This is a genomic window from Burkholderia cenocepacia, from assembly GCF_014211915.1.
Lineage (GTDB): Bacteria > Pseudomonadota > Gammaproteobacteria > Burkholderiales > Burkholderiaceae > Burkholderia > Burkholderia orbicola.
The window spans coordinates 534,036-550,950 of sequence record NZ_CP060039.1 but is presented as its reverse complement, the minus strand read 5'-3'; the positions used below and the strand labels follow the sequence as shown (position 1 = coordinate 550,950).

Sequence of the window (16,915 nt, the reverse complement as noted above, 5' to 3'; positions counted from 1 at the left end):
ACGTACAAGGTCCTGATGGTGTCGCGCGGCGAGATCACGCTGTCGGCGATCCCGGCGTATTTCTCGTCGCGACGCATGACGGTCGATTTCGAACCCTGAGCTATCGATGACGGCGAACGACATGACGAAACCGAAGCAGGACCCGGACGATACCCGTACTTCAGGAGCCATGACACGGGACGGAACATCCGCGTGTGCGGGCGATTGCGCGCGATTGTTATCGGAAGACAGGCGGTGAAATTCGGAGAAGACGATGAGCACATTGAATTTCGGCACGATCGACCGGTGTTCGGTCACGCTCCACACCGCGACGCTGCTGGGCCTGAATGCTGCCGACGAAGACTTTGCAGCGACCGGGCAGGATCTGCGCAACTTCGAGATCTGCATCACAGACAAAAGGGCGTCCACGGTGGACCTCAGGCCAGACGACGATGTCATCACCATCACGTTCGTGGCGATGCTGATTCCGGGCATGCGCGGGCTGGGCAACGCAAATCGGCTCGGGAAGTCGATCCACTACGTCGTTGCGCCGGAAACCGCGAGATTCTCGGGATAGTCGGGACGAAGTAACCGAAGCGCGAGCGGCGGTGTGTGGATAACCGGCGCACGATCCAGTTGAAACCCTGTGCATCCGATCGGTGAGCATCCCGGGTTGACGGACTCGTTGGCCTGAATGTCTTGCCCGACAAGGCTTTGCCGACAATGAAAGAGGGCAGCGAACAAATCGCGTGCGACGTCAGAAAGTCGAATGCCTTGTGGATATCGACGCCCAAAACAACCCGAAACACTGTGCGCGCCAAAGGTGAGCGAACCGACCGAAGGCGACCTGCGGTACCAGAGGAGAGATGTGGATATCCGGTTCCGCGGCGACTCGAAACCCTGTGATTTTAAAGGTGAGGGCGCCGGCGAGGTGTCGATGTGAATAACAGCGGAGGAAAGTCAGTCGAAACGCTGTGCATTCGAGCGGTGAGCATGCGCCCGCTCAAGTCCGCCCAGCCGCTCCGCAAAAGGCGCTGACGGCCACGACCAACCGCCGGCCGGGCACGCCTCCGACCACTTCAAGTCTGCTGATCGAGCGCCTGCACGACTGCTTTCTCGCCAAGACTCCCCGCCGGCCCGACCACCGCATAGTTGAGCCCATTCACCGAGCCATACCGCGCGAGCAGCGCGCCATCCACGCGTTGCCCGTTCGGCAGCAGCCGATGTCCCGATTCCGCCGGCCGGAGATAGAAGCTCAGCGTCCGTCCCGCATCATCCTCATAGAGCACCATTGCAGCAGTCGCCCCGCTGTCCGTCGTGAACAGCCGCCCACCAACCGGCCTGAACCCCGCCGCGCTCAAATCCGGCAGCTTCGCCGATGCGCCCACGCCTTTGGTGAGCCACCCTTGCAAATCGCCCGCACCGGTCGGCCGGTAATCGACCTTGGCCGTCCGATCGACCACCATCATCTGGTAAGCCTTGACCGCATCGCTCATCGGCGCGATCGGCGGCGCCGCGTTCCACCCGCGCGCCTGCCATCCGCCGAACGTCCCGAGCCCGACGCAGAACACGAACGAAGCCGCCATCGCGAACCGCATCCGCGCGCGCTCGGCCCGTCGGCCACGAATCGCCGCCGGATCCAGCGCGGGGTTGTCCGCCGGCATCCGCACGCTCTCCAGCGCGGCCCGCAACCGCTGCGCGTCCTGCTGCCATTGCTTCACCTGTTCCGCGCGTTCAGGATGCAGCGCGAGATAGCGCTCGACCGCGGCGCGCGCATCGTCGTCGAGCTGGCCGTCGACATAGGCCTGAAGGTCATGTTCGTTCGGAGGCGTGTTCATTTCTTCATCAATCGGAGAGAAGGAGCGGGAAGTTCGCCGTCGCTGAGCTGGCGCAGGGCCTGGCGCGCGCGGGAGAGCCGCGACATCACGGTGCCGATCGGCACCTCGAGCAGGTCGGCCGCTTCCTGATAGGTGAAGCCCTCGACCGCGACGAGCAGCAGCAGGCTGCGCTGTTCGTCCGAGAGCCGCCCGAACGCTTCAAGCGTCGCGCGCGCCGCGAATTCGCGTTCGGCGGACGGCCAGTGCGCTTCGTCGTCGTCGCCGATGCGGCCGAGCAGCCACGCGTAGCGCTTCGCGCTGCGTTTGCCATCGAGAAATTGCCGGTACAGGATCGTGAAGAGCCAGCTGCGCAGCGACGCGTCGTCGCGACGGCTCGTCCAGCGCGACAGCGCGCGCTCGAGCGTCGACTGGACGAGATCGTCGGCTGCATGGACGTCGCGCGCCAGCCAGAGCGCGAAGCGTCGCAGCCTGGGGATGAGTTCGCGCAATGCTTCGTCGTCGAGGGCGGTGGAGGGCATGGCTGGGCCGGTTGCCGAAAGGGTCGTAGATGCCGCGTAGGACGCCGCCCGGCATCGGTTATTCCCTCCAGCATACGAAAAAATTCTTCGTGGAATAAAGCGGCGTGAGCGGCGTCCTACACGCGTTCGACAATGATCTGACGATCGGGAGTGCATTCATGAAGCAATCTTCTTCTTCGCCGCAGCGCGAGCCCGGGCGCGGGTGGTGGCGCTGGGCCGTGATCGGCGGCGCGGTGGCCGGCGTGGCCGCGGCGTTCGGGTATGCCGGCGGATGGCTCGCGCCGGCGCGTCTGACCCCGCACCGGCTCGTCGACGCGCTGCAGACCAACAGCGGCATCCATCCCGGTTACCGGCGCAATCACGCGAAGGGCGTGTGCGTGACCGGCTACTTCGAAGGCAACGGCGCTGCGAGCGCGTATTCGGTCGCGCCGTTCTTCAAGGCGGTGCGCACGCCGGTGGTCGGGCGCTTCGCGTTGCCGGGCGGGAATCCTTATGCGCCGGACAGCAGCGTGCCGATCCGCAGCCTCGCATTGAAGCTCACCGCACCGGACGGCGAGCAATGGCGGACCGGGATGAACGCGATGCCGGTGTTTCCAGTGGCGACGCCGCAGGCGTTCTACGAGCAGACGCTCGCGACCCGGCCCGATCCGAAGACGGGCAAGCCGGACCCGGCAAAGGTGAAGGCGTTTTTCGGCGCGCATCCGGAAGCGGGCGCGTTCCTGCAATGGGTGAAGGGTGCGAAGCCGAGCGCGAGCTACGTCACCGAAAGCTATTACGGGCTGAACGCGTTCTACTTCGTCGACGCGGCCGGCAAGCGCCAGGCAGTGCGGTGGCGCGTCGTGCCGGAGCAGACGGCGGGCGCCGGCGATGTCGCGACGGCCGCGGACCCGAACGTGCTGCAACAGGACGTGACGCAGCGCATCGCGGCCGGCCCGCAGAAGTGGAAGCTGCTGGTCACGCTGGCGGAGCCCGGCGACCCGGTGGACGACGCGACGAAGATCTGGCCCGCGCAGCGCACGACGATCGATGCGGGCACGCTCGTGCTCGACCGCGTGGAGGCGCAGGACAGCGGCCCGTGCCGCGACGTGAATTACGACCCGACGGTGCTGCCGCAGGGGATTCAGGTGTCGGGCGATCCGTTGCTGGCGGCGCGTTCGGCCGCGTATGCGGATTCGTATCTGCGGCGCACGAGTGAAGAGGCCGGCGTGGCAGGCGTGGCGCGAGTGAGTGGGGAGGGACGGTGATGAAGGCTTCGACGACGTTTGGTTTGCCGGCGCGGGTGCTGCACTGGGTGATGGCCGCGATGATCCTCGCGATGCTGTTCATCGGGGTGGGGATGGTGGCGTCGGTTTCCGGGCGGCACGAGATCCTGGTGGCGATTCACAAGCCGCTGGGTGTGGCCGTGCTGGTGCTGGTGTGCGTGCGGATCGTGGTGCGGATGCTGTCGAAGCCGCCGGCGTTGCCCGGGGATCTGCCGTGGTGGCAGAAGGTGGCTGCGCACGGTTCGCATCTCGTGCTGTATGCGCTGATGGTCGCGATGCCGCTGATCGGCTGGGCGATGCTGTCGGCGGGCGGATATCCGGTGACGCTGGGCGGCGGCGTGCAACTGCCGGCGCTGGTGTCGGCTGATCCGGTGGCGTTCGCGTGGCTTCGGGTCGCGCATCGCGTGCTGGCCTATCTCTTCTTCCTGACGTTCCTCGTGCACTTTGCCGCGGCGCTGTATCACGGGCTGATTCGGCGGGACGGCGTGGTGAGGGCGATGGTGGGGCGGTAATCGACGGAAGGTTGCGTTCGATACGGCGGGGCTGTTCAAGGGCGGCCGAGGCTGCGCCTGCCGTGTCGCCTTATATATGAGCACTGGGAAGTGCTCGGCGGTCCTCGCCATAGCACGTCAAAAATATTTCACAAAAGGGGTTGCGGAGACCGGGGCGGATGCATAGAATCACGCCTCTTTCGCGCTAACGGAAACACGGCGCGGAAGAAGAAGAGGGAAGCGGGTGCTGTTGAAGTCGGTTTTATCGATTCCAGTGCACGCGAAATTAAACCGCGGTCGTCGCAACGAAGTAGTTAAAAAAGTTGTTGACGAGTCTCAAAAAACGGTTGATAATCTCGCTTCTCTGCTGCTGAAAACGCAGCGCTGCTGAGGGGTTCAAGATTCCTCGCAGAAACGCTCTTTAAAAATTAACAGCCGATAAGTGTGGGCGCTTGATGGCAGCGAGCTGATCCTCGGATCAGATGGCGAAAGTATCAAGAGTCTCACACTAAAGTAAGTCAGGTTTATGAAGTGATTCATATTCCTGTCAGCTTTGAGTGAGCGACCGGTTCTTAACTGAACCGAAAACAGTAACAGGTTTGAACTGAAGAGTTTGATCCTGGCTCAGATTGAACGCTGGCGGCATGCCTTACACATGCAAGTCGAACGGCAGCACGGGTGCTTGCACCTGGTGGCGAGTGGCGAACGGGTGAGTAATACATCGGAACATGTCCTGTAGTGGGGGATAGCCCGGCGAAAGCCGGATTAATACCGCATACGATCCACGGATGAAAGCGGGGGACCTTCGGGCCTCGCGCTATAGGGTTGGCCGATGGCTGATTAGCTAGTTGGTGGGGTAAAGGCCTACCAAGGCGACGATCAGTAGCTGGTCTGAGAGGACGACCAGCCACACTGGGACTGAGACACGGCCCAGACTCCTACGGGAGGCAGCAGTGGGGAATTTTGGACAATGGGCGAAAGCCTGATCCAGCAATGCCGCGTGTGTGAAGAAGGCCTTCGGGTTGTAAAGCACTTTTGTCCGGAAAGAAATCCTTGGCTCTAATACAGTCGGGGGATGACGGTACCGGAAGAATAAGCACCGGCTAACTACGTGCCAGCAGCCGCGGTAATACGTAGGGTGCGAGCGTTAATCGGAATTACTGGGCGTAAAGCGTGCGCAGGCGGTTTGCTAAGACCGATGTGAAATCCCCGGGCTCAACCTGGGAACTGCATTGGTGACTGGCAGGCTAGAGTATGGCAGAGGGGGGTAGAATTCCACGTGTAGCAGTGAAATGCGTAGAGATGTGGAGGAATACCGATGGCGAAGGCAGCCCCCTGGGCCAATACTGACGCTCATGCACGAAAGCGTGGGGAGCAAACAGGATTAGATACCCTGGTAGTCCACGCCCTAAACGATGTCAACTAGTTGTTGGGGATTCATTTCCTTAGTAACGTAGCTAACGCGTGAAGTTGACCGCCTGGGGAGTACGGTCGCAAGATTAAAACTCAAAGGAATTGACGGGGACCCGCACAAGCGGTGGATGATGTGGATTAATTCGATGCAACGCGAAAAACCTTACCTACCCTTGACATGGTCGGAATCCCGCTGAGAGGTGGGCGTGCTCGAAAGAGAACCGGCGCACAGGTGCTGCATGGCTGTCGTCAGCTCGTGTCGTGAGATGTTGGGTTAAGTCCCGCAACGAGCGCAACCCTTGTCCTTAGTTGCTACGCAAGAGCACTCTAAGGAGACTGCCGGTGACAAACCGGAGGAAGGTGGGGATGACGTCAAGTCCTCATGGCCCTTATGGGTAGGGCTTCACACGTCATACAATGGTCGGAACAGAGGGTTGCCAACCCGCGAGGGGGAGCTAATCCCAGAAAACCGATCGTAGTCCGGATTGCACTCTGCAACTCGAGTGCATGAAGCTGGAATCGCTAGTAATCGCGGATCAGCATGCCGCGGTGAATACGTTCCCGGGTCTTGTACACACCGCCCGTCACACCATGGGAGTGGGTTTTACCAGAAGTGGCTAGTCTAACCGCAAGGAGGACGGTCACCACGGTAGGATTCATGACTGGGGTGAAGTCGTAACAAGGTAGCCGTATCGGAAGGTGCGGCTGGATCACCTCCTTTCCAGAGCTTCTCGCACAAGTTGAGCGCTCACGCTTATCGGCTGTTGATTAAGACAGAAAGACTGTCTGTTAGCGGTTTAAACGGTTATAATACCGGCCGCTTTCGATAATCCTCAATGACAAACATTCGAATGAAGTTTGGTTCGAGTTTTTCTCATTGGCGATTGAGTCAGTCAGAGCGGTACGAAAGTATCGGCTGTCGTTCTTTAACAATCTGGAAGAAGTAAGTAATTTGGATAGCGGAAGCGTCTCGAGATGGACGTGAAAACTATCCGGGTTGTGATTGTATCGATGTATCTCAAGATGATTCGAACTCTATGTTTGACTCAATTGGAATACGGCACAACGCGAGAACTCAACCTGTAGCGACTGTCGCGTCGAAAGATGAGACAGACTCGTTATAGGGTCAAGCGAACAAGTGCATGTGGTGGATGCCTTGGCGATCACAGGCGATGAAGGACGCGGTAGCCTGCGAAAAGCTACGGGGAGCTGGCAAACGAGCTTTGATCCGTAGATGTCCGAATGGGGAAACCCGGCCCTTTTGGGTCATCCTAGACTGAATACATAGGTCTAGTGAAGCGAACGCGGTGAACTGAAACATCTAAGTAACCGCAGGAAAAGAAATCAACCGAGATTCCCAAAGTAGTGGCGAGCGAAATGGGATGAGCCTTGCACTCTTTATTTGTATTGTTAGCCGAACGCTCTGGAAAGTGCGGCCATAGCAGGTGATAGCCCTGTAGGCGAAAACAGTATGAAAGAACTAGGTGTGCGACAAGTAGGGCGGGACACGTGAAATCCTGTCTGAAGATGGGGGACCATCCTCCAAGGCTAAATACTCGTGATCGACCGATAGTGAACCAGTACCGTGAGGGAAAGGCGAAAAGAACCCCGGGAGGGGAGTGAAATAGATCCTGAAACCGCATGCATACAAACAGTCGGAGCCTCGTAAGGGGTGACGGCGTACCTTTTGTATAATGGGTCAGCGACTTACGTTCAGTAGCAAGCTTAACCGTATAGGGCAGGCGTAGCGAAAGCGAGTCCGAATAGGGCGTTCAGTTGCTGGGCGTAGACCCGAAACCAGGTGATCTATCCATGGCCAGGATGAAGGTGCGGTAACACGTACTGGAGGTCCGAACCCACTAACGTTGAAAAGTTAGGGGATGAGCTGTGGATAGGGGTGAAAGGCTAAACAAACCTGGAAATAGCTGGTTCTCTCCGAAAACTATTTAGGTAGTGCCTCGTGTCTCACCTTCGGGGGTAGAGCACTGTCATGGTTGGGGGGTCTATTGCAGATTACCCCGCCATAGCAAACTCCGAATACCGAAGAGTGCAATCACGGGAGACAGACATCGGGTGCTAACGTCCGGTGTCAAGAGGGAAACAACCCAGACCGCCAGCTAAGGTCCCCAAATATAGCTAAGTGGGAAACGAAGTGGGAAGGCTAAAACAGTCAGGAGGTTGGCTTAGAAGCAGCCACCCTTTAAAGAAAGCGTAATAGCTCACTGATCGAGTCGTCCTGCGCGGAAGATGTAACGGGGCTAAGCTATATACCGAAGCTGCGGATGCGAGCTTGCTCGCATGGTAGGAGAGCGTTCCGTAAGCCTGCGAAGGTGCCTTGTAAAGGGTGCTGGAGGTATCGGAAGTGCGAATGCTGACATGAGTAGCGATAAAGGGGGTGAAAGGCCCCCTCGCCGTAAGCCCAAGGTTTCCTACGCAACGTTCATCGGCGTAGGGTGAGTCGGCCCCTAAGGCGAGGCAGAAATGCGTAGCTGATGGGAAGCAGGTCAATATTCCTGCACCATTGTTAGATGCGATGGGGGGACGGATCGCGGAAGGTTGTCCGGGTGTTGGAAGTCCCGGTCGCTGCATTGGAGAAGGCGCTTAGGCAAATCCGGGCGCGCAATTCAAGGGTGTGGCGCGAGCTCCTTCGGGAGCGAAGCAATTGGAAGTGGTTCCAAGAAAAGCCTCTAAGCTTCAGTCTAACGATGACCGTACCGCAAACCGACACAGGTGGGCGAGATGAGTATTCTAAGGCGCTTGAGAGAACTCGGGAGAAGGAACTCGGCAAATTGGTACCGTAACTTCGGGATAAGGTACGCCCTTGTAGCTTGACTGGCCTGCGCCAGGAGGGTGAAGGGGTTGCAATAAACTGGTGGCTGCGACTGTTTAATAAAAACACAGCACTCTGCAAACACGAAAGTGGACGTATAGGGTGTGACGCCTGCCCGGTGCCGGAAGATTAAATGATGGGGTGCAAGCTCTTGATTGAAGTCCCGGTAAACGGCGGCCGTAACTATAACGGTCCTAAGGTAGCGAAATTCCTTGTCGGGTAAGTTCCGACCTGCACGAATGGCGTAACGATGGCCACACTGTCTCCTCCCGAGACTCAGCGAAGTTGAAGTGTTTGTGATGATGCAATCTACCCGCGGCTAGACGGAAAGACCCCATGAACCTTTACTGTAGCTTTGCATTGGACTTTGAACCGATCTGTGTAGGATAGGTGGGAGGCTATGAAACCGGAACGCTAGTTTCGGTGGAGCCGTCCTTGAAATACCACCCTGGTTTGTTTGAGGTTCTAACCTTGGCCCGTGATCCGGGTCGGGGACAGTGCATGGTAGGCAGTTTGACTGGGGCGGTCTCCTCCCAAAGCGTAACGGAGGAGTACGAAGGTACGCTAGGTACGGTCGGAAATCGTGCTGATAGTGCAATGGCATAAGCGTGCTTAACTGCGAGACCGACAAGTCGAGCAGGTGCGAAAGCAGGTCATAGTGATCCGGTGGTTCTGTATGGAAGGGCCATCGCTCAACGGATAAAAGGTACTCTGGGGATAACAGGCTGATACCGCCCAAGAGTTCATATCGACGGCGGTGTTTGGCACCTCGATGTCGGCTCATCTCATCCTGGGGCTGTAGCCGGTCCCAAGGGTATGGCTGTTCGCCATTTAAAGAGGTACGTGAGCTGGGTTTAAAACGTCGTGAGACAGTTTGGTCCCTATCTGCCGTGGGCGTTGGATATTTGAAGGGGGCTGCTCCTAGTACGAGAGGACCGGAGTGGACGAACCTCTGGTGTACCGGTTGTCACGCCAGTGGCATCGCCGGGTAGCTATGTTCGGAAGAGATAACCGCTGAAAGCATCTAAGCGGGAAACTCGCCTTAAGATGAGATATCCCTGGGGACTAGATCCCCTTGAAGGGTCGTTCGAGACCAGGACGTTGATAGGTCAGGTGTGTAAGCGCAGTAATGCGTTCAGCTAACTGATACTAATTGCCCGTAAGGCTTGATCCTATAACAAGTCTGCCTTGTAGATCGGCGCCGTGCGACAGCACCGGCCGCGATCCAAAGCGACATGTTGGATTCTCGTGTGTGATACACACAACTCAAAATTACTGCTTCTTCCCAGATTGGTTCTGTTGGCCACGCCAGCAGAACAACCCCCTTTGCCTGATGACCATAGCGAGTCGGTCCCACCCCTTCCCATCCCGAACAGGACCGTGAAACGACTCTACGCCGATGATAGTGCGGATTCCCGTGTGAAAGTAGGTAATCGTCAGGCTCCCCTAAGCCAGAAACCCCCGCCCGACCAGGCGGGGGTTTTTGCATTTGAGGTGCCGGAAATATGTGCGGGACATCTGGCATGGGCCCCACTCGTGCTCAATGCGTTGTTGGTCGTGATGTCGCTGAACGGCCGGCGATGCTTTCCGGTGGGGTATCAGACGACGTGGGGCACTGGTGAGGAGTTAGGGTGAGTGAGAGGGCTCTTATCTCGAAATTGTGATATTTTCCAAACTCCTATAACGATCCTGCTGTTTCCATAGGCTGAAGGTGCTAATTCCCTGGCGACCTGGGACCTTTCTATTGGAACTTCGTATGCAGGCGCAGCGGAGAAAAAAATGGAATTGGAAGAGCTTCGCGATGTACTCCGTCAGTTTACAGCGGAGCGCGGTTGGCAGAGGTTCCATACGCCCAAGAATTTGGCTGCGGCGTTGAGCGTCGAAGCTAGCGAGCTGCTGGAGCCGTTTCAATGGCTTGATTCCGGAGAGAAAGCAGAGCTTTCCGCTGACCAGCTGATAGCGATCCGTCACGAGATGGCCGACGTTCTGACGTACCTAGTGCTGCTAGCTGACAGGTTAGAGATTGATCTCCACAAGGCGGCGCTGGAAAAAATTGAAATCAATAAAAAGAAATATCCGCCGGCTAAGGTGTACGGAAAATCACAAAAATACTCTGAATACGGGGATTGAGTAAATGCCGCAGTACAGCGTGAAAGTTGGCGACATTGAGAATGTGGTGCGAAAACTGGGTGGAAGAGCGCCGTACAAGAAGATCTATGAAGCGCTGCTGGTCGAATTCTCGTCAGGGGAGTTGCCAGACAACTATCAAGACATGGCGACGTTTCAGGCGACAGTGCGTCGCAAGGTGGAGGACCATTGTCCTCAGTGCGTCGATTTCGATCCGTCGAAACGCGAGGCGAAGTTCATACGGGTAGAGCGCGGTACGTTCGAACTCGCACAACATGAGGGGCCGGTCGCGGTTTTCCAGACTCTTCAGGCACGCCGAGCAGCTTTCGACGAAGACGTGGATCGAGCGCTTGCAGACACATCGACGGCACGCCGGAAGCGACTCTCACGGGCCAACAAAAAGCCCGCAAAGATCAAGGCCGTCACGGAGATCTACGTTCGAAGCGCTGACGTTGTTGCGGAAGTTTTGCTTCGAGCGAATGGCGCTTGTGAGCGTTGCAAATTGCGTGCTCCGTTTCTCCGGAAAAAGGATCGCACACCATACCTCGAGGTGCACCACAAGCAACGCCTTGCAGACGACGGTGAGGATACGGTCGAAAATGCGATCGCGTTGTGCCCAAATTGTCACAGAGAGCTTCATTTCGGCGCCGAGTCTTGAGCCAGATCGCAATAGTGAACGGCGTCGCAGTCGAGAGACAGCTTTCCTTTGCGATGTTCCTTTGCGATGTTCCTTGCGTACTTTGCGGCTGCGCTTTATCGCGTGTTGATTCGGTGGGGTGGATGGCCGATCGCTGTCAAAGCCTTGAGGCTAGCCGAGAATTCAAGCGCGGTCATGGCGGATCGAGCGATTCATATCCAGAAGCCTGTTGGCATAGCGGGGAGCATGGCAATATACAGCCTGCCCCTGCCTACAGTACCGTAATCAAAATGACAGCCGAAAATCGGGTAGAGCAAGATCTTATCTCCAAGCTCCGCGACCTAAAATACACTTATCGGCCAGAAATTAGGGACCGCGCCGCACTGGAAGCGAACTTCCGCGAAAAGTTCGAGGCTCTCAACCGGGTACACCTGACCGATAGCGAGTTCCAGCGCCTTCTGGACAGCGTGATCACGTCCGATGTCTACAACGCTGCCCAGACGCTGCGGAACATCAACAGCTTCGAGCGCGACGACGGCACGCCGCTCAACTTCGCGCTCGTCAACATCCGCGACTGGTGCAAGAACGACTTCGAGGTAGTCAACCAGTTGCGCATCAACACCGACAACAGCCATCACCGCTACGACGTGATGTTGCTGATCAACGGTGTGCCGGTAGTGCAGATCGAATTGAAGACACTGGCTGTTAGCCCACGTCGGGCTATGCAGCAGATTGTCGATTACAAGAGCGATCCCGGCAACGGTTACGGCAAGACATTGCTCTGTTTTATCCAGCTCTTTATCGTCAGCAATCGCGCCGACACTTGGTACTTCGCCAACAATAACGCGCGTCACTTCAGCTTCAACGCTGACGAACGCTTCCTGCCCGTCTACCAGTTTGCGAGCGAAGACAACAGGAAGATCACGCAACTGGATAGCTTCGCTGAGAAGTTCCTCGCCAAGTGCACCTTGGGTCAGATGGTCAGCCGATACATGGTGCTGGTGGCCAGCGAGCAGAAGCTGCTGATGATGCGGCCGTACCAAATATATGCCGTCAAAGCCATCGTTGATTGTATCCACCAAAACTGCGGTAACGGCTACATCTGGCACACCACTGGCAGCGGCAAGACGCTCACGTCGTTCAAGGCCTCCACGTTGCTCAAGGACAACCCGGACATCGAAAAATGCCTGTTCGTGGTGGACCGCAAAGACCTGGATCGCCAGACCCGCGAGGAATTCAATCGCTTCCAGGAAGGCTGTGTCGAAGAGAACACTAACACCGAAGCGCTGGTGCGTCGCCTGCTGTCCGACGACTATGCCGACAAGGTGATCGTCACCACCATCCAGAAGCTGGGCTTGGCGCTCGACGGCACCAACAAGCGCAACTACAAGGAACGCCTGGAACCTCTGCGCAACCAGCGCATGGTTTTCATATTTGACGAATGCCACCGTTCGCAATTCGGCGAGAACCACAAGGCTATCAAGGAGTTCTTCCCCAACGCCCAATTGTTTGGTTTTACTGGCACGCCGATCTTCGAGCAGAACGCCAGCTACCAACAGATCGAGGGGCAACAGGCCAGCTATCGCACCACGGACGACCTATTCCAACGCTGCCTGCACCAGTACACCATTACCCACGCCATCGAAGACCGCAACGTTTTGCGCTTCCACGTGGACTACTTCAAGCCCGAGGGCAAGAACCCGCCCAAGCCTGGCGAAGGCTTGGCCAAGGCCAAGGTCATCGAGACCATCCTCGCCAAGCATGATGCCGCCACCAACGAGCGGAAATTCAACGCCGTGCTGGCCACTGCCAGCATCAACGACGCTATCGAGTATTTCGAGGCGCTCAAAGCCCTCCAAGCCAAAAAGCAGGGCGAAGATGAAACCTTTCAGCCCCTGAACGTAGCTTGCGTGTTCTCTCCGCCTGCCGAAGGCAACAAGGATGTGCAGCAGATTCAGGAAGACCTGCCGCAGGAAAAGGAAGACAACCAGCAGGACCCGGAGGGCAAGAAGGCCGCGCTCACTCGCATCATTGCCGACTACAACGCTCGCTTTGGTACCAGCCACCGGATCGGCGAGTTCGATCTGTATTACCAGGACGTGCAAAAGCGCATCAAAGATCAGCAATACCCCAATGCCGATCTTCCCCACGCCGAGAAGATCGATATCACTATCGTCGTTGACATGCTGCTCACTGGTTTCGACTCCAAGTACCTGAACACCCTGTACGTGGACAAAAACCTTAAGCATCACGGCTTGATCCAGGCTTTTTCGCGCACCAATCGCGTGTTGAACGACAGCAAGCCCTACGGCAACATCCTCGACTTCCGCCAACAGCAGAAGCCTGTGGAAGAAGCCATCACACTCTTCTCAGGCGAGAAGATCGACAACCCGCGCGAAATCTGGCTGGTGGACCCAGCACCCAAGGTCATCGATAGCCTGCAAACCGCCACCCAAAAGCTGGCCGACTTCATGCAAACACAGGGGCTGGCTAACGCTCCCGAAGAGGTGGCCAACCTCAAGGGAGACGCTGCGCGTAGCCAGTTCGTCAACCTGTTCAAAGAAGTGCAACGTCTTAAGACCCAGCTAGATCAATACACCGATCTGAGCGAGGAGCAGAAAACGCAGATCACGCAGATCGCATCGCCCGACCAGCTGCAAGGTTTCAAAGGCGTGTATTTGGAGACGGCCAAGCGGCTCAAGGAACAGCAGGACAAGCAAGGCGACCAGGCTCCGCCCGAAATACAACAGCTTGACTTCGAGTTCGTGCTTTTTGCCTCGGCGGTGATCGACTACGACTACATCATGGGGCTGATTGCCCGCATGACGCAGCAAAAGCCCGGCAAGCTTACTCTCAACCGTGAGCAACTCATCGGTCTGATTCAGTCAGACGCTAAGTTCATCGAGGAGCGCGAGGACATCGCCGAATACATCCGTGGCCTGCCTGTGGGTGAGGCGTTGGACGAAAAGCAAATCCGCGCAGGTTACGAGCGCTTCAAGGCCGAGAAGAAGACCCGCGAACTGACCGATATCGCCACCAAGCATGGGTTGGCCGCCGAGGCGCTACAAGCCTTCGTGGATGACGTATTGCGCCGCCGCGTCTTCGATGGCGAAGCGCTGAGCGAGTTGATGGCTCCGCTTGGTTTGGGCTGGAAAGCGCGCACGCAAAAAGAACTGGCATTGGTGGAAGACATGACGCCACTGCTGCACAAGCTCGCCCAGGGGCGCGAGATTTCGGGGCTGAGTGCATATGAACAATAAGGACGTCGCCGCAATGTGCGAACAGAACAACGAGAAAACCGCGCTGGTGCCGCGACTCCGGTTTCCTGAGTTTAGGGGGGCGGGGGAGTGGGCGACTGAACCGCTGTCGAAGATTGCACGTATTACTCAAGGAGGAACTCCGAGCACCAGTGTTCCGGAATACTGGAACGGTGAAATTCAATGGATTACACCAGCGGAAATGGGAAAGGACGTAAGCCCATACGTTTCCAGAACGATCCGCACTCTGACGCAGAACGGCCTCCAAAATTGCTCGTCGGAACTATTGCCTGAAGGAAGCATTATCCTCTCTACGCGTGCCCCCATCGGGCATTTGGCAATAAACACCCAACCAATGGCAATCAACCAAGGTTGCCGTGGCATTGTCGCGGGGGCCGGCTATGAATCCAAGTTCATTTACTACTATCTTGGAAATAACAGATCACGCCTAGAAGATATCGGTGCAGGCAATACATTCAAGGAGCTTTCCGGCAGCGCTTTGAGGGAATTTGCAATCTCGATTCCCAAGAGCGACGAGCAAAAAAAAATCGCCGAATTTCTGTCTTCCCTCGACGATGTGATTACGGCCGAGAGCCGGAAACTTGACGCGCTCAAGATCCACAAGAATGGCTTGCTGCAGCAGCTGTTCCCCTGCGAAGGCGAAACGGTTCCACGTCTGCGCTTTCCTGAGTTTCGGGACGCCGAGGCGTGGAAGGAAGTCGAACTTTCGACGCGGATCGACCTCATTTCAGGGCTTCATCTCGCACCAGACGAGTATGCGGATGCTGGTGATGTTCCATACTTCACAGGGCCGTCAGATTACGCAAATGATTTGGCTTTAGTTGGAAAATGGACCTCGCACAGCGCAAATTCAGGGCGTGCGGGAGATATCCTCATAACTGTCAAGGGGAGTGGCGTGGGTGAGTTACGTAAGCGCGCAATAAGCCACGTGGCTTGCTCTCAGCGACCGGCTGTGCGTCAGTCTGCGGAGGGGATGAGGCGCCAAGGCAATAGCGCCTCGTAGTCGTCGCCGGTGTTTGCGAGAGGCAGTGCCTTGAACAGCGCGACGAGATAGCCGTACGGTTCGACGCCGTTCGCCTTGCACGTTTCGATTAGCGAATACAGGTTGGCAGCAGCATTCGCTCCAGCGACAGTGTCGTAGAAGAGCCAGTTTTTTCGCCCGACGGTGAATGGCCGGATCGCGTTCTCGCAGGCGTTGTTCGAGAGCGGCCAAGCGCCGTTCTCGACATAGCGAATGAGCTTCGGCCATTGACCCTGCATGTAGTGAAGCGCTTTGCCAAAGGCGCTTTGCGGCAACACTGCATGCAACTGACGCAGAAGCAGTTCCTCGATTTGCCCAAGGATCGCACGACTGTCGCGTTGCCTCGTCAGCAACCGTTTCTCTGGCGTCAGCCCTTCGCAGCGCGATTCGATCGCAAACAATTGCCCGATCAGTCGAATGAATTCGCTGACGGGATGGTCGCGACCACGTTGCGCCTTTGGGAGATTCTCCTCGGCCTCGATCATGTAGCGACGTGCGTGCGCCCAACAGCCAAGATGCACCAGTTGGTTAGTGTCGGCGACATCGTTGTACGGCTCATAGCCGTCCGTCATCAACACCGCGCCGGGCTTGATGCCAGCATAGAGCGCCGCGGCTTGTGCCGCGCTGCGCGTCGAGCTGTAACTGAACAATCGAACCGGTGGGCCGGTGCCGCTCATCTGTGCCCACATGTAGCTCTTGCGTTGTGCGGCACGGCCTGGCTCTTTCAGCACCTGCACCGTTGTCTCATCGCCGTAGACGATGTCGGCCTCAAGCAAGTGATCGCGCATCAAGTTGATGAGCGGCTGCACTGCGGTACCGACGCGCACCACGCTGGCTGCCAGCGTGCCACGCGAGAGATCGCCGCCGAAACGGTGTAGCAACGCGGCGATTCGATACAGCGGCAGAGCGTCAGCGAACTTGCTCACGACTACCCATGCAAGCGCCGATTCAGTGAGTAACCCCTTCGGAATGATGCGAGCCGGCGCCGGCGTCACCTTGATGCCGAGGTCGCAGCAAGGACACGCGTATTTGATTCGTTGGTGCTGAATGACGCGAACCTGCTGCGGCACGATATCGAGCTGCTCACTGATCTCGGCGCCGATCTCGACGAGCGCATGCCCGTCGTGTGCACAAACGCGTTCTGATTCCGGCAATTCATGACGCACAACCTCGCGAGGCAGCATCGGATCTAGCGGTTTGCGTCCACGCTTCTTGCGCTCGTGTGCGCCAACCTCGATGCTCTGTTCCGTTTGCGCCTCTTGCGCCGGTTCAGATCCCGTTGCGCCCGCCTCTGCTTCGTTCAGGAAGAGGTCGCGTTGCTCGGCGCCGCGCACTTCGCTCTTGGCGGCAAACAACTGCCGCTGAAAGGCCTTGAGCTTCTCGCGCAGCAAGTCGCGTTCGACCGTCACCACACGCAACTCGCTCTTCATGGCAGCGAGTTCTGCGCGCAGCGCCTGCAGTTCGTCGGTGGGAGATGAGGATGATGGCAGCATCGCCGGATTAGACCAGCGATGCTGGCTC

10 protein-coding genes and 3 rRNA genes are annotated in these 16,915 nt (G+C 57.5%); 10 read left to right on the top strand and 3 right to left on the bottom strand.

Annotation, left to right across the window (positions count from 1 at the left end; all coding sequences use genetic code 11):
- The first annotated feature begins 253 nt into the window (after nucleotides 1–253).
- Nucleotides 254–556 (top strand): hypothetical protein, encoded by a 303-nt coding sequence (locus SY91_RS02565; RefSeq protein ID WP_023477407.1) that lies wholly within the window; start codon nucleotides 254–256, stop codon nucleotides 554–556.
- Nucleotides 557–1,058: 502 nt separating this feature from the next.
- On the opposite strand, the gene SY91_RS02560 is transcribed toward SY91_RS02565, so the two are convergent.
- Both SY91_RS02560 and SY91_RS02555 read right to left on the bottom strand, forming a co-directional pair.
- Entirely contained in the window at nucleotides 1,059–1,817 is a 759-nt protein-coding gene (locus SY91_RS02560) for an anti-sigma factor family protein (RefSeq protein ID WP_043888417.1), read from the bottom strand.
- Complete coding sequence (locus SY91_RS02555; RefSeq protein ID WP_043888418.1) at nucleotides 1,814–2,335, bottom strand: sigma-70 family RNA polymerase sigma factor; 522 nt, start codon at nucleotides 2,333–2,335, stop codon at nucleotides 1,814–1,816. Before SY91_RS02555 ends, SY91_RS02560 begins: the two co-directional genes overlap by 4 nt.
- 158 nt (nucleotides 2,336–2,493) lie before the next feature.
- On the opposite strand from SY91_RS02555, the gene SY91_RS02550 reads away from it, so the two are divergent.
- From SY91_RS02550 to SY91_RS02510, 9 genes are all read left to right on the top strand, one after another.
- The gene (locus tag SY91_RS02550) at nucleotides 2,494–3,579 is read left to right on the top strand and encodes a catalase family peroxidase (RefSeq protein ID WP_027812172.1); all 1,086 of its coding nucleotides are present in this window, start codon (nucleotides 2,494–2,496) and stop codon (nucleotides 3,577–3,579) included.
- Entirely contained in the window at nucleotides 3,579–4,109 is a 531-nt protein-coding gene (locus SY91_RS02545; protein ID WP_023477409.1) for a cytochrome b, read from the top strand. Before SY91_RS02550 ends, SY91_RS02545 begins: the two co-directional genes overlap by 1 nt.
- A gap of 580 nt (nucleotides 4,110–4,689) precedes the next feature.
- Nucleotides 4,690–6,222: ribosomal RNA gene (locus SY91_RS02540) — 16S ribosomal RNA — on the top strand.
- A 403-nt stretch (nucleotides 6,223–6,625) separates the two neighbouring features.
- Nucleotides 6,626–9,505 (top strand): 23S ribosomal RNA (locus SY91_RS02535).
- 155 nt (nucleotides 9,506–9,660) lie between these two features.
- A 5S ribosomal RNA gene (gene rrf / locus SY91_RS02530) occupies nucleotides 9,661–9,773 on the top strand.
- The 16S, 23S and 5S rRNA genes sit together here, the layout of an rRNA operon.
- A gap of 337 nt (nucleotides 9,774–10,110) precedes the next feature.
- Nucleotides 10,111–10,461 (top strand): nucleotide pyrophosphohydrolase, encoded by a 351-nt coding sequence (locus tag SY91_RS02525; RefSeq protein ID WP_043888685.1) that lies wholly within the window; start codon nucleotides 10,111–10,113, stop codon nucleotides 10,459–10,461.
- Nucleotides 10,462–10,465: 4 nt separating this feature from the next.
- Nucleotides 10,466–11,116: an HNH endonuclease signature motif containing protein gene (locus SY91_RS02520; RefSeq protein WP_185921043.1), complete on the top strand. Its 651-nt coding sequence runs from the start codon at nucleotides 10,466–10,468 to the stop codon at nucleotides 11,114–11,116.
- A gap of 269 nt (nucleotides 11,117–11,385) precedes the next feature.
- Nucleotides 11,386–14,355, top strand: a complete 2,970-nt coding sequence (locus SY91_RS02515; protein ID WP_043888687.1) for a type I restriction endonuclease subunit R — start codon at nucleotides 11,386–11,388, stop codon at nucleotides 14,353–14,355.
- The gene (locus SY91_RS02510) at nucleotides 14,345–15,376 is read left to right on the top strand and encodes a restriction endonuclease subunit S (protein WP_185921042.1); all 1,032 of its coding nucleotides are present in this window, start codon (nucleotides 14,345–14,347) and stop codon (nucleotides 15,374–15,376) included. The genes SY91_RS02515 and SY91_RS02510 overlap by 11 nt, the downstream gene beginning before the upstream one ends.
- Here the strand turns inward: SY91_RS02510 and tnpC are convergent.
- Nucleotides 15,331–16,887 carry an IS66 family transposase gene (gene tnpC, locus SY91_RS02505; protein WP_011695107.1) on the bottom strand — a complete coding sequence of 519 codons (1,557 nt, stop codon included), beginning with the start codon at nucleotides 16,885–16,887 and terminating at the stop codon, nucleotides 15,331–15,333. The two genes, SY91_RS02510 and tnpC, sit on opposite strands and share 46 nt — an antisense overlap.
- Between the last annotated feature and the right edge of the window lie 28 nt (nucleotides 16,888–16,915).